Genomic DNA, 19,825 nt, shown 5'->3' on the forward strand with positions numbered 1-19,825 from the left:
CAATCGCGCAGCTCCGGCGCTTCTCTCACCTGAACGGCGGTTGTACCAGCCAGTAGCCTGGAAATAGGTCAACCCCTCGCATTAGCAAGAAGTCGGTCCACGCATCCGCCAGCTCCGTGCACCGGCTTATTTCGTGTGCGTCCGCAACGGGATACGAAGGAGGCATTGCAGTGGCACCCGAGTTCGAGCCGGCCCGACTCGACGACATCGACGACCTGCTCAGGCTGTACCGGCGGGCACACGGCGCGAACTACCCGATCGCGATGGGCACCGACCCCGCCGTCATGGCGGCCGAGATCGAGTCCCCCGGCACCACGTGGCTGGTGTGGCGGCAGAACGGCAAGGTGGTCGCCTCGATCACCGGGCACGTCGAGACCTCCGACCGCATGGGCAAGATCGCCGGCCTGGTCGTGGACCCCGACGCGCAAGGTGGCGGCATCGCGCACCACGCCGTCGGCCAGATCACCGATCGGATGCTCGCTTACAACGACATCGACTCGGTGTACGGCACCGCCCGCACGGTGCACATCGCGCCGCAGAGAGTGTGTCTGCGCAACGGATTCCACGCGCTCGGGCTCGTGCCGAACCTCTTCAAGCACGCCCGGCGCGAGACCATGGCGTTGCTGGCGAAGCACCGCGACGGCGTGCTCGACAACCGCGCCGAGGTGCACAAGGCGCCCAAGGGCCTGGAGAAGCTCATCACGGCGGCCCACCGCACGATCGGGCTCCCCGTGCTGCCGGAGTTCGTCGAGGACACCGACTTCCCCGCCGCCGAGCCGTCGCGCCTCGAAGTGATCGAAGCACCGCAGTTCGTCCAGCGGCACTTCGAGCGCAACATCAACGACCCTGCGCGGCGCTTCTACCCGATGCACAAGCCGAACGTGCTGCTCGCCGACGAACAAGGCCAGTACCAGATCTACGGCCACCTCAACCGCCACGACGGGTACTGCACGATCTTCGGCAGCACCCCCAGCGCCATGGCCGTCGTGCCGCACCTCGGCGGCGTGATCGACACGCTCGCCGGCCTGGGCGCGCCGCACGTGGAGACGCTCGTGCCGTTGCACGAGTTCGACGAGCTGAGCGCGCTGCTGGCGTTCGGTTTCCTGCCGGTGGCGTTGTACCCGGCGATGCGCAAGGACGGCGACCTCCACCACGACTACGTGGTCATGGTGCACACGCCGCAGCCGCCCGACTTCCGCGGGCTCACGATCGACGAGGCGTTCCGGCCCTTCACCGAGCAGTACATCGAGCTGTGGACGCAGAAGTTCCTCAACACCAACGGAGTTTTCCGCGCATGAACCCCCACCTCGGTCCAGCAACGGTGCCGGACCGGTCGTTGAGCGCTGTCCAGGCGCTGTGCGACATCGCGGCGCCGTACGACCACAGCGACGACGCTTTGTTCCTGGAGGCCATGAACGAGTCGAACCGCTGGCACGCCCAGCGCAACGACTTCTTCCGCAGCCTGTGGAACGGCAAGCCGATCAAGGACATCAGCGAGCAGCCGTACGTCCACGCGAACTTCTTCAAGATGCACGAGGTGCTGTCGGTGCCGCGCGACGAGGTCGTCGTGCACGCCACCTCGTCCGGCACGACCGGCCAGAAGTCGCAGATGTTCTGGGACGCGTGGACCCTGCGCGCCGGCCAGCGGATGGTCGCGCGGATCTACGACCACAACGGGTTCATCGACGACACCGAGCCCGTGCACTACCTGATCAACCTCAACCAGCCGACGCCGTCGGTCAAGCTCGGCAGCTCGTTCACCGGCCAGTTCATGACCGACTTCGCCCCCGTGCAGTCGGTGGACTACGGCCTCGCGCACACCGGCACCGGCCACGAGTTCGACGCGTTCGGCAGCATCCGCGCGCTGCAGCGGTTCGCGGACAGCGGCCTGCCCGTGCGGATCTTCGGGTTCCCCGCGTTCCTCAGCTTCACCATCGACCGCATGCGCGCCATGGGCGTGGAGCCGGTCAAGCTCAACGAGCGCTCGCTGGTGTGGTTCGGCGGCGGCTGGAAGGGCAACGCCGACAAGCAGATCTCCAAGTCCGAGCTGCGTTCCAAGGTCACCGAGATGCTCGGCATCCCCGACAACCGGATCCGCGACAGCTACGGCTCGGTCGAGCACTCGGTGCCGTACGTCGAATGCGCGCACCACAACCTGCACGTGCCGACCTGGTCGCGCGCGCTGGTTCGCGACGTCCGGACGCTGGAGCCGTTGCCGTACGGCGAATCCGGCTACATCCAGTTCGTCTCCCCGTACATCACCTCGGCGCCCGCGCAGAGCGTGCTGATGGGCGACCTCGCCGCACTGCACGCACCTGAGGAGTGCGGTTGCGGCAACGAGACCCCGTGGTTCGAGATCCTCGGCCGCGCCGGTGTCTCCCGCAACCGATCCTGCGCCATCGCCGCAGCAGAGCTTTTGAAGGGCAAGGCATGAGGCACTTTTGGCAGGGCGAGTGGGTCGACGACGACGCCGTCGGCCACCGCCTGGACACGTTGGAGGACCGCACACAGCAGGTCATCGCAGGCCCGCGGCTGAACCCGCTCGTCGTGCTCGCCGCCGCCGAGAAGCTCGACCTGGAGAGCCACCGCGCGGCGCTCGTCGCGTGGGGCCTGGACTCGTTGGAGATCGACGAGACGCTGGAGGCGCTGCGGCACGCGCTGTCGCGGCCCGAGCTGGAGCGCAAGCTCAAGCGCGAGCTCGGCAACCTCGACCCGGCGCGGCTGGTCCGGTTCGACTTCCGCACGCCCACGTACGAGGCCTGGGTGCCGCTCGGGCTGCTCGCCCACGTGACGGCGGGCAACGCGCCCGTCTCCGGGGTGCTGAGCGCCGTCGAGGGCCTGCTCTCGGGCAACCTCAACGTCATCAAGGTCGCGTCCGACGACTCCGGCTTCACCGCCGAGGTGCTCGCCGCACTGGCCGCCCTCGACCAGACCGGCCAGATCGCGGCCCGGCTCATCGTGCTGCGCTTCTCCTCCTCGCGGGCCGACTGGATGTCGCGCATGCTCGGCGCGGCCGACGCCGTCGCCGTCTGGGGCGGCGAGGAAGCCGTCACCGGCGTCACCGAACTGGTCCGGCCCGGCACGCGCGTGATCGACTGGGGCCCGAAGCTGTCGTTCGCCTACCTGACCCGCGACCTGTGGTCCGATGTGGACACCCTGCACGCGCTGGCGGCGGACGTGTGCCAGCTGGAACAGCAGGCGTGCTCCAGCCCGCAGGTGATCTACCTCGACACCGAGGACCCGAACCAGGTCTTCGCGTTCGCCGAGCGCTTCGCGAACGTGCTGGAGCTGACCGGCCCGCCGACCCGCGAGCCGTCGCAGGCGGAGTGGGCCGAGATCACGAACACCGTGGTCGTCGCCCAGCTCGAAGAGCACCTCGGGCTCACCGAGGTGCACACGGGCGAGCACTGGCGGGTGCTGGCGGACGTGCGGTCCGCGTTGCGCACGTCGCCGCTGTACCGCACGGTGTGGGTGAAGCCGTTGCCGCGCAAGCAGATCACCTCTGTGTTGCGGCCCATGCGGCGTTATCTGCAGACCGTCGGGCTCGCGGCCGAACGACCGGACGCCGCAATGCTCGCGCGGTCGTTCGTGTCGGTCGGCGTGCAGCGGATCACCACGCCGGGCTCGATGCTCGGCGGTTACAGCGGTGAGCCGCACGACGGCGTGTACGCGTTGCAGCGCTACAGCAACCGCGTGTCCGTGCAGCTGGACGACAGGTTCGCGCTCGACGCGTCGCTGGACGACCTGACCGAGTCGCGGCAGTTGCCCGTTCCCGCGGTGCCGGTGACGTTGAAGTCCGACTTCGAGACGCTGCAGGACCGACCGGCGGACGTGTACTTCCGCAGCGGCGGCAGCTCCGGCGCACCGAAGCTCTCCGCGTACACGTGGGCGGACTGGGACGAGCAGATGTGGGTCGGCGCCGAGGCGTTGCTGGCCACCGGGCTCGACCCGCGGCACGACCGGATCATGAACCTGTTCTTCAACGGGCACATGTACGCGAGCTTCGTCAGCTTCTTCTCCGCGCTGGAGCGGATGAACGCCGTGCAGTTCCCGATGGGCGGCGAGTGGGGCCAGCTCGACGCGATCGCCCAGGCCATTGTGGACAACCGCGTCGACACGCTGCTGACCGCGCCTTCGTTCGTGCAGCGGCTCTTCGCCGAGCACGGCGAACTCCTGAAGGAGTACGGCGGCATCCGCAAGATCTTCTACGCGGGCGAGCACTTCGGCGCGCAGGCCATGGCGCGGCTGCGGGACGAGTTCGGCATCGAGATCATCCGCTCGGCTGCCTACGCGACGGTCGACGCGGGCCCGGTCGGGTACCAGTGCGAGGCGTCGTCGGGCAAGGTGCACCACCTGTTCACCGGCCTGCACACGCTGGAGATCCTCGACCCGTCGACGGATCGCCCTGTTGTCGCCGAGGAGCCTGGCCGCCTGGTCTTCACCACGCACACGCGGCGTGGTCAGCGGTTGGAGCGTTACGAGATCGGCGACCTCGGCCGGTGGGTGCCCGGCTCGTGTGCGTGCGGCCGGCAGACGCCGCGGTTCGAGTTGTTGGGGCGCACCGGTGACGTGTTCCGTGCGGCCGCGCAGACGTTGAACTACCGGCGGTTCCTGACGATCCTCGAAGACGAGTACAGCTACTCGGGTGCGTTGCAGATCGAGCTGAACGAGGACGCTTCCGGCGAGGAGCTGGTGGTGCGTCTCGAACGCGGGCGGGCGCCCGAACCGGCCGCCACCCAGATCACGCTGCTGTCCCGTTATGCCGAGGTCGCCGAGGCGGTCGAGAAGGACAGGCTGCTGAACGTGCGCGTGGAGAACGTGCCGTTGGCTGACTTCTTGAGGACGAAGAGCAGCGGCAAGTTGATCGCCGTTGTCGACCAGCGCAGCAGCAGGAGCGTGTGAGATGTCCGTTCTCGACCTCATTTGCTACGCCCGCACGCACTCGCCGTTCTACAAGGAGCTGTACGACGGGATCGAGGGTTCGTCGCTGGCCGAGCTGCCGGTGATCGACCAGGCGGCGTTCTGGGCCGCGAACACCGTGCGCGACAACCAGGTGTTGACCCGTGCGCACACCGACGGGCTGATCTTCAAGACCGGCGGCACGACCAAGGCTCCTCGGGTGTCCTTCTACACCAACGAGGAGTGGGACGCGATGTGCCGCACGTACGCGGAAACGCTGCCCGCGGCCGGGTTGCGGCACGGTGACCGGATCGCGAACCTGTTCGCGGCCGGCGAGCTCTACTCCAGCTTCATCTTCGCGCTGAACTCGCTGCAGCGGTCGCCGATCGACCTGGTGCAGCTGCCGGTCACGGGCAGTGCACCGGTCGAGTTCACACTCACCACGATGCAGGACTTCGACGCCAACGTCGTCGCGGGCTTCCCCACGACGTTGTGCCGTCTTGCCGCACATGTGGTCTCCGAGGTCGGGTCGTTGGACGGCGTGCGGCTGGTCCTGTTCAGCGGTGAGGCGTTGTACGACGACCAGCGCGCGTTGCTTGCGAAGGCGTTTCCCCAGGCCGAGTTCCGGTCGTTCGTGTACGGCAGCGTGGACGGCGGGATCATCGGGACCGCAGTGCTGGGATCGGACGACCCGCGGGTGTTCCGGTCCTTCGTGGACAGTTCGGTGCTGGAGATCGTCGACGTCGAGACCGGTCGTGTGATCACCTCACCGGGCAAGCCCGGACGGTTGCTGCAGACGGATCTGACGCGGCGGTTGCAGCCGATGATCCGTTACCCCGTCGGGGACCTGGCCGAGTGGGTCGACGTCGAGGACGGGATCTTCCGGCTGCTCGGGCGTGCCGACGAGGGCGCGAGGGTCGGGCCGGTCACCCTGCACCTCGATCATCTGCGGGACGCGGTCGATCGCGCCGGGGTGGTGCACACCGGCGTGCAGGTCGTGATTCGGCGCGTGGACGCGCGGGATCAGCTGGTGTTGCGGATCGCCGGTTCGCCGCAGGACGTTTCGGCGGTGCGCGACGAGGTCTACGTGATCAGCCCGCGGTTCGAGCTGCAGGTCGGTCGTGGGACGGTGGCTCCGTTGGCGGTGGAGTGGGTCTCCGCTCTGGAGGTCAACCCCCGCAGCGGGAAGACCGTGCGGCTGATCGACGAACGCCCGTGCTGACCCGCGACTTCCGGCTGGTGTGGCTCGGCCAGGTGCTGTCGCAGGGCGGCACCCGGCTGTACCAGATCGCATTGCTGTGGTGGCTGCTTGAGCAGATGCCCGCTTCGTCACGCGGGTTGGCGGCTGGGGCGTTCCTGGTTGTCGGCGTGCTTCCTTCGTTGACGTTGGTCGGTTACATCGGCCGGGTCATCTCGCGGGTACCGTCGCGGGTGGTGATGCTGCGGGCTGAGGCCGTTGCTTTCGTTGCGGTGGCTTCGTTGTTGCTCGTCGGCGACCCTCCTGTGTGGAGTGTCTACGTCGTCGGGCTGGTGCTGGCGACCTGTCAGGCGTTCTTCGATCCGACGTTGATGAAGGCGTTGCCGGAGTTGGTGCCTGCTGCCGATGTGCCGCGGGCGGTCAGCTACGGCTCGTCCACTCAACCGGTCGCGAACTTCGCCGGTGCGGCGTTCGGGGCGGTGTTGCTGGCTTCGGTCGGGTTCTCCGGTGCTGTGGCGGTCAACGCCTTGACCTACCTGATCTCCGTGGTGTGCCTGCTGATGGCTCGGTTCGCGGCTGCTCCCGTTGCTGGTCCGGGTGAGCGCGGCACGTGGGCGTTCCTGGGCACGTTGCCCGGGGTGAAGCCGGTGCTGCTGGTGTTCGCCGGGGTCAACTTCTTCTCGGCGCCGACCGTGCTGGTGCTGCCGCTGTACACGAAGTCCGTACTGGGTGCGGGTGCCGGCTCGCTGGCGTTGCTGGAGTCCGCGGTGTGGCTCGGGCTGATCGCGGGAGCGCTGCTGGCGCCGAGGATTCCGGTTCGCGGCTCGATCACGTCGTTCGGTGCCGTTTGCGTGGCGTTGTTCGGGGTGTTCCTGGCGGTGCCCGGTGTGGTGGTGTCGCTGCCGGTCTACGCGGTGGCGCTGGTGTTCAGCGGGTTCTGCCTCGGGGTGTGCAACGTCAAGTTCATGACGTTGTTCCAGCAGGTCGTGCCGGCCTCGGTGAAGGGCCGGTTCTTCGCGGCGTTGACGGCGGTGCTGAGCCTCACCTATCCGGTGGCGTTCCTCAGCTTCGGCGTGTTCGGCGACCTGTTGGGCGCCCAGGTGCTCGTGGTGGCGCAGGGTGCCGGATTGCTCGCTCTGGGCGCGGTGCTGGCGCGCGTTCGGGAGCCCGCGCTCGTGTAGCTAGTGTGTCCGGGTGCGAAAGATCCTGGTCATCGGTATCGGCGCGGGCAACCCCGACCACCTGACGTTGCAGGCCGTCAAGGCGCTGCAAACGGTCGACGTGTTCTTCGTGCTGGACAAGGGCTCCGTGAAGGACGAGCTCGTCGACCTGCGCCGGTCGATCGTCGACGAGCACGTGACGCGGCCCTACCGGTGGCTGGAGGGCCGCGATCCGGAGCGCGACCGCAACCCTTCCGACTACGTGGCGACGATCGACGCGTGGCGCCGGGCGCGCGCGGACGTGTGTCAGGGGTTGCTCGCGTCGCTGGGCCCAGATGAGGTCGGGGCGTTCCTGGTGTGGGGCGACCCTTCGTTGTACGACTCGACGCTGGCGATCCTCGACGACCTCGCGTCGCGCGGGGAGTCGTTCGAGGTCTCGGTGATTCCCGGGGTGACGTCGGTGGCGGCGTTGACGGCCGGGCACCAGGTGGCGCTGAACCAGGTCGGACGGCCGGTGCAGATCACGACCGGGCGCAGGCTGGCTTCCGGGTGGCCTGACGGTGTTTCCGACGTTGCCGTGATGCTGGACGCTTCCTATTCGTTCGAGGGAGTCGACCCGGACACGTGGATCTACTGGGGCGCCTATCTGGGCATGCCGGACGAGATCCTGGTGGCCGGACGGGTCGGTGACGTGGCTCCGCGCATCCGTGAGCTGCGGGACGAGGCTCGGGCGCGCAAGGGGTGGATCATGGACACCTACCTGCTGCGCAGGACCTAGTTCACTCGGCGACCAGTCTCCTGACCGTGCGTTCGACGAGATCCCTGGTCGCGTACGGGGTGCTGAAAGCCAGTATCGACGTGTGCACGACCAGGTCCAGCAGGTCTGAGGCGTTGAACGCGGCGGAGACCTTGCCCTCCATCTGGGCCTGCGCGACGGCGGCGACCTTGTGCTGGTACGCCTCGGCCTCCGCCTTCGGGACGGCGTCGAAGCCGTTCTCCAGCCGGTGGTAGGCCGCGAGCCGGAGCAGCTCCGGGTGCTCCGCGTAGGAGTCGAACAACCGGCCCGCGTAGCCGGGGAGGTCGTCGGCGGTGATCGGCACGGACTTGACCATGCGGTCGATCTGGATCCTCAGCAGCTCCTCGAACAGGCCTTCCTTGCTGCCGAAGTAGGCGTAGATCATCGCTTTGTTGCAGCCGGCCTTGGCCGCGATTCGATCGACCCGCGCGCCGGCGATGCCGTACCGCGCGAACTCCTCGAGCGCGGCCTCCAGCAGCTTGGCCTTGGTCGCTTCCTTGTCCCTCACCACGCTCCGCATTCTAACCAACCGGTTGGTAGAAGCAACCAACTAGTTGGTTGACAGGCCGGGCGAGACGCGGTTGCCTAGTTAGCAACCAACCAGTTAGTTATCGCGAGTGGCAACCAACTGGTCAGTTACGCCAACCAAACGGTTAGTTAGGAGCGGGCATCATGAAGGTCGCACTGGTCACGGGCGCCTCGTCGGGGATCGGCGAGTCCACGGCGGATGAGCTGCACAAAGCCGGCTACACCGTGTACGCCGCGGCGCGCCGGGTGCAGCGGATGGAAGGGCTGGCCGCGAAGGGCATCCGGGTGCTGGAGATGGACGTCACGGACGACGACTCGATGGTCGCGGGCGTCAAGCAGATCATCGCGGAGACCGGCCGGATCGACGTGCTCGTGAACAACGCCGGTTACGGGTCGTACGGGGCGTTCGAGGACGTGCCGCTCAGCGAGGGCAAGTACCAGTTCGAGGTGAACGTGTTCGGGCTGGCGCGGCTCGTGCAGCTGGTCGTGCCGCACATGCGTGAGCAGAAGAGCGGGCGGATCGTGAACGTGTCGTCGATCGGCGGCAAGATCTACGAACCGCTCGGCGGCTGGTACCACTCGACGAAGTTCGCGGTGGAGGGGCTGAGCGACTCGTTGCGGCTGGAGCTGAAGCCGTTCGGGATCGACGTCGTGGTGATCCAGCCGGGTGCGATCAAGACCGAGTGGACCGGGATCGCCGTCGACAACCTGCGCAAGCGGTCCGGTGAGGGTGCGTACAAGGAGCAGGTCCGCCAGCTGTCGGCGTTCTTCGGGCAGGCCGACCGCGGGTCCGAGCCGAAGGTCATCGCGGACGTGATCGTCAAGGCGGTGCGGGCTCGCCGGCCGCGCACGCGCTACGCCGCCGGCTTCGGTGCGGGGCCGATCCTGTTCGCGCGCAGGGTGTTGTCGGACCGCGGGTTCGACGCGCTGTTCCTCGGGGCGATGCGGCGCGCCGCCAAGATCTGAGCGGGTACCTTCGGTCGCAGAACCGAAGGGAGACTTGTGCACGAGGGGCTGTCGCCGGAAGCCGAGCAGCTGTACCTGGCCATGTTGCGCGGCGCGAACAGTGAACCCGGTGCGGCACAAGAAGAACTCGTCCGGCTCGGCCTGATCCGCAACGGTGTGGCGCGCCCGCCGCGCTCGGCGCTGGCCGCCATCGCGTCGAGCCACGAGGCCGCGGCCGTCCGGGCCAGGGAGACCGCCGAACTGCTGGCCGCCGCGTACGCCGAGCACGGTGCGAAAGAGGTCGACTTCGTCGAGCTGCTGAAGGGCGCCGACGAGGTGATCAGCGCGTTCGAGGAGATGCAGAGCCAGGCCAAGACCGAGATCCGGGCACTGGATCCCGGTTCGTACCTGAGCCCGCAGCCGGAGGCGAGTCCCGCACAGCCTCCGGCGCTGGCCCGTGGCGTCGGCTACCGGGTCGTGTACGAGTCGGCGCTCCTGCAGAGCGAACTGGGGTTCGCGTCGGTGCAGGAGAGCATCGCGGTGGGCGAGCAGGCGCGGGCGTTCCCCGGCGTGCCGCTCAAGCTCGTGATCGCCGACTCGGACCGGGCGTTGATCGCGGTGCCGACGGTCACCGGTGGCAACGTCGTGGCACTGCTCATTCACCCATCTGTGCTACTGAGCGCGCTCATCGAGCTGTTCGAGGCGTTCTGGCGGATGGCCGTGTCGATCACGCCGGGCAGCCAGGAAGCCGGCGACGAGGAGCCGACGACCGTGACCCGGCGGCTGATGGCGCTGCTCAGCGCCGGTCTGACCGACGAGTCGATCGCGCGCGAGCTGGGTGTCAGCGAACGAACGGTGCACCGCCGGGTGAGCCGTCTGCAGCAGTTGCTGGGCGCGCAGACGCGGTTCCAACTGGGCGTGCAGGCGTCACGGCGAGGTTGGCTCTAGTCACCCAAAGTCACCGATGTGAGCAGTGTTCATCACTCTGTGAACACCTTTCGTGACAGTTTCCAGACATGGCGGCTTTCTGCCACCCCTCGCGAGTGTCAAACGAGGGAAACCCCTTTCTCCCCCTTCTGAAAGCGCGGCCTCACCCGGCCGTGCGGGGGCAGGAAGGGATCGACCGTGAGGAAGTACTTCAGAGGCGGCATCGCCGCGCTGACAGGGGTGCTGGCCGCCACCAGCATCGTGCTCACGCCGACGGCGAACGCGGCGGCACCACAGGACCCGGACACGGCCAAGCTCTCGGGCGCGCTGGCCACCCAGACCATCAACTGGGAAGAGTGCACGTTCCCCGGCGTCGCCGAGGAGACCGTCAAGAAGTTCAAGACCGTCAAGGGCCTGGCCTGCGCCACCGTCCAGGTGCCGCGCGACTGGCACAACCCCGCCGACGGCAACACGATCGGCATCCGGGTCTCCAAGACCGAGACCGCGTACAAGGGCACCAGCCGCCAGGGGATCGCGCTGGTCAACCCCGGTGGTCCCGGCGGCTCCGGCCTGCCGTGGGGCGCGGCGATGGCCCTGCGCTCCCCGGTCCTCGCCGGCCAGTACGACTTCATCGGCTTCGACCCCCGCGGCGTCGGCCTGTCCACGCCTCTGAAGTGCAGCTACACGGTCCCGAGCAGCACTGATGTCAACGTGATCAACAAGGCGAAGGTCCAGGGCTGCCTGGAGAACCCGCTCACCCAGTTCATCACCACCGAGCAGACCGCCTACGACATGGACTTCATCCGTGTCCTGCTCGGCGAGAAGAAGATGAGCTACATCGGCTACTCCTACGGCACGTGGCTCGGCACCTGGTACGCCGCCACGTTCCCGAGCAAGGCGCACCGCTTCCTGCTCGACTCGGCCGTTGACGCCTCGCAGTCGACGCTGGAGAACACCTGGGACCTGCAGCCGCGCACCCGCGACCGCCAGTTCCAGGAGGCGCTGCTGCCCTACATGGCGCGCAACAACGCGACGTACGCGCAGGGCACCGACCCGATGGAGATCCGCCGCAACTGGGAGAAGGCCGGCGGCACGCGCGAGTTCGTCGGCATGCTGTTCACCGCGTGGTTCATCATCCCCGCGATGTACGACACCACCCAGTACCCTTCGGCCGCCTCGGCCGTGGCCGCGGTGATCGGTGAGCAGCCTTCCGGCACCGACTCGGAGAAGGTGTCCGCGCTCGTCGCCAAGATGCTTGCCACGCCTGGGCTTTCGGCCGAGAACAAGGCGTTCATCGCGAAGGGCAAGGAGAACGCGCTCGCCGCGATCGCCAAGAAGGAGCGCGTCGCGGTGAAGTCCACGACCGCCGCCGCCGAGGTCGAGACCTGGGACGCGACGTTCGAGGCCATCCGCTGCCAGGACGGTCAGTGGAACCAGAACCTGCACTACTGGAACTACTGGCTGGCCGACCTGACCGTGAACGCGCCGTTCATCGCGCCGTTCATGAGCACGCCGCTGTGCGCGTACTGGCAGACCAAGAACTCGATGCCGAAGCCGGACAAGAAGACGTTCCCGCGCCTGCTGGTCGCGCAGAGCGAGCTCGACGCCGCCACGGCGTACGAGGGCGGCCTGGCCACGACCAAGGCTCTGCCGGGCGCGAAGCTGATCAGCGTTGACAACGAGGGCTCGCACGGCCTGTTCCCGTACAACACGGACTGCGTCGACGACCCGATCGTCTTCTTCTTCCAGACCGGTGCGACCCCGCGCAAGCAGTACACCGGCTGCCAGGCGCTGCCGTTGCCGGGCGAGGACAAGACGTTCGAGGTCGGCGGCAAGCTGACCAACGGCAAGGTGAAGATCAAGATGATCACGCCGGCCGTCAAGGAGGCCAACAAGATCGTGCGCGACCTGCTCAGCGGGTCCGCTACGGCTCCTGCCGACGAGTCGGGCATGCCGGCCAACCTGTAACACCTTTTAAAGCTGCGGCCCCCGGCACGTTGTGTCGGGGGCCGTTTCCATTTTTCTCAGCGCCGCCACCACTTCTTCTTCGCCACGTCCGTGATCACGCAGGTGATGTTGTCCGGGCCGCCGTTGCCGTTGGCGAGCGCGATCAGCTGCCAGGCCGCTTCCGTGCCGTCCTCTGTGGACAGCAGGATCTCGTGGATGTCTTCGATGTGCGCGTAGTCCGTGAGGCCGTCGCTGCACAGCAGGTAGCGATCTTCGATGTTTGCCTGGTGCCACGACAGGTCCGGGTCGTGCGAGTTGCCGGACTGCAGGGCACGCAGCACGTACGCGCGGCGCGGGTGGTTCGCGGCCTCTTCCGGTGTCATCCGGCCGGCGTCGACCAGAGCCTGCACCATGGTGTGGTCGTGGGAGATCTGGCGGAGTTCGCCCTCCCTGAGCACGTACGCGCGGGAGTCGCCGATGTGAGCGAGTTGGAAGGCGAGGCCCTCCCAGCGCATCGCGGTCAGCGTGGTGCCGGCGCCCTGCGGGGCTTCGGCGTCGAGTCTGCGCGCGATCTCGGCCACCGCGGGGCCGAGGTCGCCCCGCCAGGCGGCGAGGACGTTCACCGCGATGGCACTCGCGAGCTCGCCGTGCTCGTGGCCGCCCATGCCGTCGGCCACGGCCTGCAGGTCCGGGCGGACGTAGACCGAATCCTCGTTGTGCTCGCGAACGAGCCCAGGATCGGTCGCCACGGCGATGCGCAGCTCGTGTGTCATGTCTCCAGTAGATCAGTTGTGAACTCACTTCACAAGCAATACGGTTGTGAACATGGATGAGACGGTCAACGCCGGTGACATCGCGCGCCTAGCCGACGTGGGGCGGGCGGCCGTGTCGAACTGGCGGCGCCGGTTCGAGGACTTCCCGGCGCCGGTGGGCGGGACGGCCTCCAGTCCGTTGTACCTGCTGCGCGACGTGGAGGCGTGGCTGCGCCGCAACGGCAAGCAGTTCCGCGTCTCCCCCGCCGAACGCCTCTGGACCCAGCTGCGCACGGTCGACGATCTGCGGCTGGGCGAGGCCCTGGCTGCCGTCGAAGCCGATGCGGTGACCTTCGAGTTCCTGCACGAGCGCTACCTGGAGGCGCACTCGCGGCTGTTGAACCCCACTCCACCCGAGGTGATCGAGCTCGTCCTGGCCACGACCGACGGCTCGACGGTGATCGACCCCGCGTGCGGAACCGGTTCTTTGTTGAAGGCCTCCTCCGCCCGGCACAAGATCGGGCAGGAGCTGGACCCGGTGTCGGCGGTGATCGCGCGGCGCCGGCTGCCCAAGGCGCAGATCATCACCGGCGACTCCTTGCGGCACAACGGCATCGCCCAAAAGGCCGACGCCGTGCTCTGCGATCCGCCGTGGCACGACCGGGCGTGGGGTCATGAGGAACTCGTGGGCGACGCCCGTTGGACCTACGGCCTACCGCCGCGCGGCGAACCGGAACTGGCGTGGCTGCAGCACTGCCTCTCCCTGGCCAAGCCCGGTGGCCAGGTGGCGGTACTGCTTCCATCTGCGGCGGCTTCTCGCCGCCCAGGCAAGCGAATCCGCGGCAACCTGTTGCGCGCCGGGGCGATCCGCGCGGTGATGACCGTGCAGCCGGGCCGCGACCTGTGGCTGCTTCGCAACCCGATCGGCCGCGTGCCCGAACACATCGCCCTGCTGGCCGCCCCCGGCCCTCTTGAGCCGAACACGCGCGTGATCGACCTGCTCGACGACGACGTCGACCTCAGCCCGGCGCGCCGCAGCGGCACCGACGTGTCCGCCTACCTCGCCTTGCAACCGACCTTCCACCTGCCTCAACTCCCTGAGCTGCAGGAGCAACCCGTGCCGCCGATGACGACGATCGGCGAACTGATCCGCTCGGCGCCCGGTACCCACGTCGTCACCTCGCCCACCGGCGCGACGTACGAGATCGACCCGCGCAAGCTCGACCCGGACTTCCTCGAAGGGGTGCTGCGCGCCGCGTTCGCCCGCACGCCCACCGGCTCGACCAGGCTGGACGTGCGACGCCAGCAGGTGCCATCGCTGCCGATCGACGCGCAGCGCCGGTACGGGCGGACGTTCGCGCAGCTCAAAGCGCTCGAAGAGAGCCTGCAGGAAGCCACCGGGCTGATCAGGCTCGGGTACGCGGGCCTGCTGGGCGGGCAGATCGGCCCGGCGTGAGGGTTAGGCTTCGCGGGTGTTGATCGCCGACCGCTACGAGATCGACGACCTGCCGTTGGGGCGGGGTGGCATGGGTGCCGTGCACAAGGGCCGGGACCTGCGTCTCGATCGACGCGTTGCAGTCAAGCTCCTCCAGCTCCCCACCAGTGACGACGAGGTGCAGCAACGATTCGCGCGCGAGGCGCGGATCGTGGCGAAGCTGGAACACCCCGGCGTCCCGGTGCTCTACGACTTCGGCACGCACGACCAACGCCTGTTCCAGGTCATGCAGTTCGTGGACGGCGTGACCGTCGCGGACCTCGTGCAGGAGTTCGGCCCGCTGCCGGAGGCGTGGGCGGCGACCATCGCGGCGCAGACGGTTGCGGTCCTCGCCGAAGCTCACGAACAGGGCATCTGCCACCGGGACCTCAAGCCCACCAACCTGATGCTGTGCCCGGACGGCGCGGTGAAGGTGCTCGACTTCGGGCTGGCGCTGTTGCGGGAGAGCGACGTCGCGCCGTTCAGCCGCACCGGACAGATCCTGGGGACGCCGTCCTACATGGCGCCCGAGCAGATCCGGCGCGGGATCGCCGAGCCGCGCAGCGACCTGTACGCGGTGGGCTGCGTCCTGCACGAGATGCTGACCGGCGAACAGCTCTTCACCGGGCCCACCGCGTACGCGGTGTTCGACAAGCACGTCAAGGACGTGCCGCGACGGCTGTCGAGCCCGCTGGACCCCGTGGTGCAGCGGTTGCTGGCCAAGGATCCTCAGGACAGGCCGGCGAGCGCGGGCGAGGTTTTCGGCGACCTGCAACGGTTCGCGCACGACCCGCCGGCGTTGCCCGGTTTCGTGCGCGACGGGTCGGCGGCCGCGATGTACGCGAGCGTGCAGCTCAGGCCGGGATTCGGTTCACCTCGTGATCACCGGTCGCCCACAGGTGCTGCACCGCGTAAGCGCGCCACGGCCGCCACACCTCCGAGCGCCTGACCAGAGCCGCCGGCGTAGAAGGCAGACCCAACGCCTCAGCCGCCAACCGGATTCCGAGATCGGTCGGCAAGAACGCGTCCGGATCCCCCAGAGCGCGCATCGCGATCGATTCCACGGTCCAAGGGCCGAAGCCCGGCAGAGAAGTCAGCCACGAGCGTGCGGCGGCACGGTCCGCACCTGGCGACAGGTCCAAACCAGACTCGAGAGCCGAGAGCAGGGCGGCCATCGTGCGGCGCCGGGACTCAGGCATCGCGAGGTCCGCGGGATCGAACGAATGCGGGAACAGGAACAGGTCTCCGACAGGCGTGCCGTAACGCGACACGAGACGAGCCGCGTGGGTGCGTGCGGCTTTTGTGGAGACCTGTTGGCCCAGCACCGCTCGGATTGCGAACTCGGCGCCGTCGACCGAGCGTGGGACACGGCGGCCGGGCGCGCGGGAAACCAGCGGTGCCAACAAGGGATCCGCAGACAGCGCCGAATCCACGACCATCGGCGAAGCGTCCAGATCCAGCAGGAAGCGGCAAAGGTCTAGAGCACTGCTCAAATCTCGTGGATCGGACAGCTCCACAGTGCACGCGACGTGATCGGTCAAGGGGCGCAAAGACGCGATCCCGCAACCGAAAGGGAGCCGCAATGTCCGCCTGTACACGCCGTCCCGCCACTCCTCCACGCCGGGAACGGCGGTGGCGATCAGGTGGCCGAACAAGTTGTCGGGGCAAAGGGGTGTTTGAAACCACAAGCGTTCCGAGAACTTGTGCAGCCGCATGCGACCAAGCATGACGTCATTCCAACCGAGACGCTGGCGGGAAAAGGACATCATTCTGGACGGGGCCAACCGGGTGACGCGCTTCGCCGCACGGAAAACCGTGGCTAGTCTGACTGCTGCGCCGTTGCAGCAGTCAGTTCAGCAGGGAAGGGCGGCGTCGCGTGCGATGAGAGCGGCCTGGACGCGGTTGTCGCACCGCAGTTTCGTCAGCAGTCGGCTGACGTGGGCCTTGATCGCCCCCTCCGAGAGGTACATGAGCCTTGCGATGCGTGCGTTCGCCATGCCCTGCGCCAGGTACACCAGCACTTCCTGCTCCCGCCGAGTGAGCAGGCTGATGCGGCTCCTTGCGGCGTCACGACGTTCTGAGTCGGCGCCGGTGAAGTGGTCTACCAACGCGCGGGTCGCGGACGGCGAGAGGATCGCCTCTCCCGCTGCCACTACGCGGACTGCGTTCACCAGGGCGTCGGGTTCGCCGTTCTTGAACAGGAAACCTGCCGCGCCGGCGCGCAACGCCGGGAACAACATCTCTTCGGTCTGCGGGGTGCACAGCATGATCACCTGTGTTCCCGGTACGTGCCTGCGCACCATGCGCACCGCCCCGAGGCCCTCCATGCCGGGCATCGCGGCGTCCATCAGCAGGACCTGCGGGCGGTGGCGGCGCGCGAGCTCGACGGCGCTGCTGCCGTCGCCCGCCTCGCCCACCACGACGACGTTGCCGGAACGCTCCAGCACGCCGCGGACTCCCGTGCGGATCAGAACCTCGTCGTCAGCGATGCCAACGGTGATCGTGCGCGGCTTGTCCACCAGTTGCAGACCTGCGCTCGCCCACGAGGTGCTGGTTGTCAACGTCATGCGCACTCCCTGTGAGACCGGACCAGTCACCAGTTTGTTCCCGAACGAGGGTCTCGGGAAGGTAGGCATAACGAGCACAGTGCGAACCGTCTCGCGCCCACAGACGTGTAACGGGTTGCACACAGCGGGTCACCACCCACGACCTGCGATTTCGCCGGACCGAGACAGGGACGGCATGCCGTTACGGCTGGAGGAGAGGTACTGATGATCAGCACCGGACGTTGCGCCCTGTGCGACGGCACGCTGCCTCCCGCCACCTCCGAGCAGCGCAGGTCCTACTGCTCCAACGCATGCCGCCAACGGGCCTATCGCCGTCGCGCGGCCGTTCCGGTGGCCGCGCCTGTGAGCAGGCAGAACCTGCGAGTGCTCTCCAACCTGCCCGCTGCGCGCGACACGTTCATCGGCCGCCAGCCCGAGCTCTCGAAGCTCGACCAGCTCATGCGCAGGCACCGTCTCGTTACGCTCGTCGGCAGTGCGGGTGCGGGTAAGACCCGGCTCGCTCTGGAGGCCGCCGGCCGGCTGCGCCGCGGGAGAACGGACAGGGTTCTCCTCGTCGAGCTCGGCGAGATCGTCCACGGGCAGGACGTCATGCCGGCCGTGGCGGCCGCGCTGGGTGTCGTCGCGGAGTCCGACGAACCGTTGCGCGACACAGTCACAGAAACGCTCGTGAACATGAAAGTGGTCGTGGTCCTCGACAACTGCGAACACCTTCTCGACACGTGTGCCGAGCTCGCCGACCTGTTGCTGAACCGCTGCCCCGGCGTGCGGGTGCTGGCGACGTCGCGTGAGGCGCTGTGGATCACAGGTGAGGTGAGCTTTCACGTCGAGGGGTTACCGGTGCCGTCGACGGACCGGGATCTCGTCACGACGGCGGCGCCGCGCTCGGAAGCGGTGAAGCTGTTCGTGGATCGAGCGAGGGAGCGCAAGCCCGACTTCCGGCTCACTCCCACCAACACCGCCGCCGTCGCGCTCTTGTGCGCACGGCTGGAGGGTATGCCGCTCGCGATCGAACTGGCGGCGCGGTGGGTGCAGTTGTTGCCGGTCACCGACATCTGCGACCGGATGGACGAGCCGCTTGAGCTGTTGACACTGGGGTGCCGCAAGTCGCCTGCACGGCAACGGTCTCTGCGTGAGGCGATCGACTGGAGCTACCAGCTGTTGCAGCCGGACGAGCAGTTCGCGTTGCGACGACTATCGGTCTTCGACGGTGGGTTCGATCTAGCCGCGGCCACCGAGGTCTGCTCTTCCGAACGGTCGGCGGAGCCGGTGCTGGACGTGTTGTCACGACTGCAGGCCAAGTCGCTCCTCACGGCCATCCCCGGTACGACCCGGTTCCGGCAGCTGGAGTCGATTCGGTTGCACGCCAGGGAGAAGTTGGTCGCAGCCGGCGAGCTGGACATCGCTTACGAGGCGCTGGCGCGGTGGTTCACGGACCTGTCGGACGTGCTGATCACCGCACCGTTGTCGGTGCCGGCGGAGGTTCAGCACAAGCTCGACAACCACGTGGATTCCTTGCTGGGCACGGTCGAGTGGGCGGCTGAGCGCGTCGACGAGCGGTTGCTGCTGCTGACTTCCGCACTGGCCGACTGCGCCGCGAGGCGCGGGCGGCTGGGGCAGGCCCGCGTGATGCTGCGGGACGCGTTGCGGCGTCCGTCCACTCGGGACGATTACCGGTGCGTGGCGTTGAACCACGCCGCCCGGTTCGCCACCGAGCAGGGGGATCACGACGAGGCGATCGAGCTGTCCGGTGAGGCTTCCCGGTTGGTGCGCTCGCTGGGGCAACCCGCGCTGGCGATGAGCTGCCGCAGCACGTTGGCGGCCGTGCAGCAGTCTTCGGGCGAGTGGGAGGCGTCCGACGAGAACAACACCGAGTGCCTGAGGGTTGCCGAGTTGTTGGGCGAGCCCCTCGCGCGTGCGACCTGTTTGGTGGACTTGGCTCGTACAGCACTCTCTCTCGGTAAGCACGAACGAGCCGAGAAGGCCGTCATGAAGGCGTTGCCGATCTCGCGCGCGTCGGGCGTGCCCGCGCGCATTGCTTCGGCTTTGAACACACGCGGTGCGGTGGCGTTGGTGCAGGGCGACTTGGACGAGGCCATGCACGCCTTCCAAGAGGCGTTGCGGATGGACGGGATCAACCCGTTGACCGCGCCTGACGCCCTCGAAGGTCTAGCCGTGGTGGCGTTGATGCGTGGTCAGGCCGAGCGCGCGCTACGGCTTGAGGCGACCGGGCGCGCACTACGACGGTCGGTCGGCGTGGTGCCGGATCCGTTCTGGGCGGAGAAGGTCGCCGGCGCCATGCGTACTGCACGACTGATGCTGCCTGTTGCGCGCGCGGAGGCCGCGTCCACGCCCTTGACCGCGGCGGACACCGAGGCCTTCATCCAGGACGAGGTGTGGCTGGATCGGACCGAGGCGGCGCACGACTCGTTGGACGATCACGAGCGGCGGGTGATCGCGTTGCTCGCCACCGGGCTGACGAACAAGCAGATCGCGAACCGGTTGAACGTGTCGGTGCGGACGGTGGCGTCGAGGTTGCAGCGGTTGCGGGACAAGCTGGGGCTGCAGAGTCGTGAGGACATCGCGGCCTGGGGTGCGGAGCGCGCGATCGGTTGACCCGCCGCCTGAACGCGGC

General features: G+C 68.0%; 16 protein-coding genes. 12 read left to right on the forward strand and 4 right to left on the reverse strand.

Annotation, left to right across the window (positions count from 1 at the left end; genetic code table 11):
* Positions 1–170: 170 nt before the first annotated feature.
* Genes LFM09_RS04000 through cobF form a run of 6 tightly spaced genes read left to right on the forward strand, consistent with a single transcriptional unit; the run spans position 171 to position 8,035 of the window.
* Positions 171–1,298: a GNAT family N-acetyltransferase gene (locus LFM09_RS04000; RefSeq protein ID WP_414094866.1), complete on the forward strand. Its 1,128-nt coding sequence runs from the start codon at positions 171–173 to the stop codon at positions 1,296–1,298.
* The gene (locus tag LFM09_RS04005) at positions 1,295–2,434 is read left to right on the forward strand and encodes a hypothetical protein (RefSeq protein WP_414094867.1); all 1,140 of its coding nucleotides are present in this window, start codon (positions 1,295–1,297) and stop codon (positions 2,432–2,434) included. Before LFM09_RS04000 ends, LFM09_RS04005 begins: the two co-directional genes overlap by 4 nt.
* Positions 2,431–4,902 carry an acyl-CoA reductase gene (locus tag LFM09_RS04010; protein ID WP_414094868.1) on the forward strand — a complete coding sequence of 824 codons (2,472 nt, stop codon included), beginning with the start codon at positions 2,431–2,433 and terminating at the stop codon, positions 4,900–4,902. The genes LFM09_RS04005 and LFM09_RS04010 overlap by 4 nt, the downstream gene beginning before the upstream one ends.
* A gap of 1 nt (position 4,903) precedes the next feature.
* On the forward strand, positions 4,904–6,121 hold the full coding sequence (locus tag LFM09_RS04015; RefSeq protein ID WP_414094869.1) for a phenylacetate--CoA ligase family protein: 1,218 nt from the start codon (positions 4,904–4,906) through the stop codon (positions 6,119–6,121).
* Positions 6,115–7,278, forward strand: a complete 1,164-nt coding sequence (locus LFM09_RS04020) for an MFS transporter (RefSeq protein WP_414094870.1) — start codon at positions 6,115–6,117, stop codon at positions 7,276–7,278. The genes LFM09_RS04015 and LFM09_RS04020 overlap by 7 nt, the downstream gene beginning before the upstream one ends.
* A 13-nt stretch (positions 7,279–7,291) precedes the next feature.
* Entirely contained in the window at positions 7,292–8,035 is a 744-nt protein-coding gene (cobF, locus tag LFM09_RS04025) for a precorrin-6A synthase (deacetylating) (RefSeq protein WP_414094871.1), read from the forward strand.
* A 1-nt stretch (position 8,036) separates the two neighbouring features.
* On the opposite strand, the gene LFM09_RS04030 is transcribed toward cobF, so the two are convergent.
* Positions 8,037–8,564: a TetR family transcriptional regulator gene (locus LFM09_RS04030; protein WP_414094872.1), complete on the reverse strand. Its 528-nt coding sequence runs from the start codon at positions 8,562–8,564 to the stop codon at positions 8,037–8,039.
* A gap of 161 nt (positions 8,565–8,725) precedes the next feature.
* On the opposite strand from LFM09_RS04030, the gene LFM09_RS04035 reads away from it, so the two are divergent.
* The 3 genes from LFM09_RS04035 to LFM09_RS04045 all read left to right on the forward strand — a co-directional run bounded on the left by LFM09_RS04035 (position 8,726) and on the right by LFM09_RS04045 (position 12,421).
* Positions 8,726–9,547 carry an oxidoreductase gene (locus LFM09_RS04035; RefSeq protein ID WP_414094873.1) on the forward strand — a complete coding sequence of 274 codons (822 nt, stop codon included), beginning with the start codon at positions 8,726–8,728 and terminating at the stop codon, positions 9,545–9,547.
* Positions 9,548–9,583: 36 nt separating this feature from the next.
* Positions 9,584–10,474: a helix-turn-helix transcriptional regulator gene (locus LFM09_RS04040; protein WP_414094874.1), complete on the forward strand. Its 891-nt coding sequence runs from the start codon at positions 9,584–9,586 to the stop codon at positions 10,472–10,474.
* 177 nt (positions 10,475–10,651) lie between these two features.
* Positions 10,652–12,421: an alpha/beta hydrolase gene (locus tag LFM09_RS04045; protein WP_414094875.1), complete on the forward strand. Its 1,770-nt coding sequence runs from the start codon at positions 10,652–10,654 to the stop codon at positions 12,419–12,421.
* Between the two features lie 56 nt (positions 12,422–12,477).
* On the opposite strand, the gene LFM09_RS04050 is transcribed toward LFM09_RS04045, so the two are convergent.
* Positions 12,478–13,173: a PP2C family protein-serine/threonine phosphatase gene (locus LFM09_RS04050; RefSeq protein ID WP_414094876.1), complete on the reverse strand. Its 696-nt coding sequence runs from the start codon at positions 13,171–13,173 to the stop codon at positions 12,478–12,480.
* A gap of 52 nt (positions 13,174–13,225) precedes the next feature.
* On the opposite strand from LFM09_RS04050, the gene LFM09_RS04055 reads away from it, so the two are divergent.
* On the forward strand, positions 13,226–14,608 hold the full coding sequence (locus LFM09_RS04055) for an HsdM family class I SAM-dependent methyltransferase (RefSeq protein ID WP_414094877.1): 1,383 nt from the start codon (positions 13,226–13,228) through the stop codon (positions 14,606–14,608).
* Between the two features lie 16 nt (positions 14,609–14,624).
* Positions 14,625–15,575, forward strand: coding sequence for a serine/threonine-protein kinase (locus tag LFM09_RS04060; protein WP_414094878.1), 951 nt, complete (start codon positions 14,625–14,627; stop codon positions 15,573–15,575).
* Here LFM09_RS04060 and LFM09_RS04065 read toward each other — a convergent pair.
* Both LFM09_RS04065 and LFM09_RS04070 read right to left on the reverse strand, forming a co-directional pair.
* Positions 15,481–16,395, reverse strand: a complete 915-nt coding sequence (locus tag LFM09_RS04065) for a DNA-3-methyladenine glycosylase family protein (RefSeq protein ID WP_414094879.1) — start codon at positions 16,393–16,395, stop codon at positions 15,481–15,483. The two genes, LFM09_RS04060 and LFM09_RS04065, sit on opposite strands and share 95 nt — an antisense overlap.
* An 84-nt stretch (positions 16,396–16,479) precedes the next feature.
* A complete protein-coding gene (locus LFM09_RS04070) occupies positions 16,480–17,193 on the reverse strand; it encodes a response regulator (RefSeq protein WP_414094880.1) in 714 nt (237 codons plus the stop codon).
* Positions 17,194–17,397: 204 nt separating this feature from the next.
* Between LFM09_RS04070 and LFM09_RS04075 the strand changes: the two genes are divergently transcribed.
* Positions 17,398–19,806 carry an ATP-binding protein gene (locus LFM09_RS04075; protein WP_414094881.1) on the forward strand — a complete coding sequence of 803 codons (2,409 nt, stop codon included), beginning with the start codon at positions 17,398–17,400 and terminating at the stop codon, positions 19,804–19,806.
* Positions 19,807–19,825: the final 19 nt, after the last annotated feature.

The sequence above is a fragment of the Lentzea alba genome (assembly GCF_047445655.1).
GTDB lineage: Bacteria > Actinomycetota > Actinomycetes > Mycobacteriales > Pseudonocardiaceae > Lentzea > Lentzea alba_A.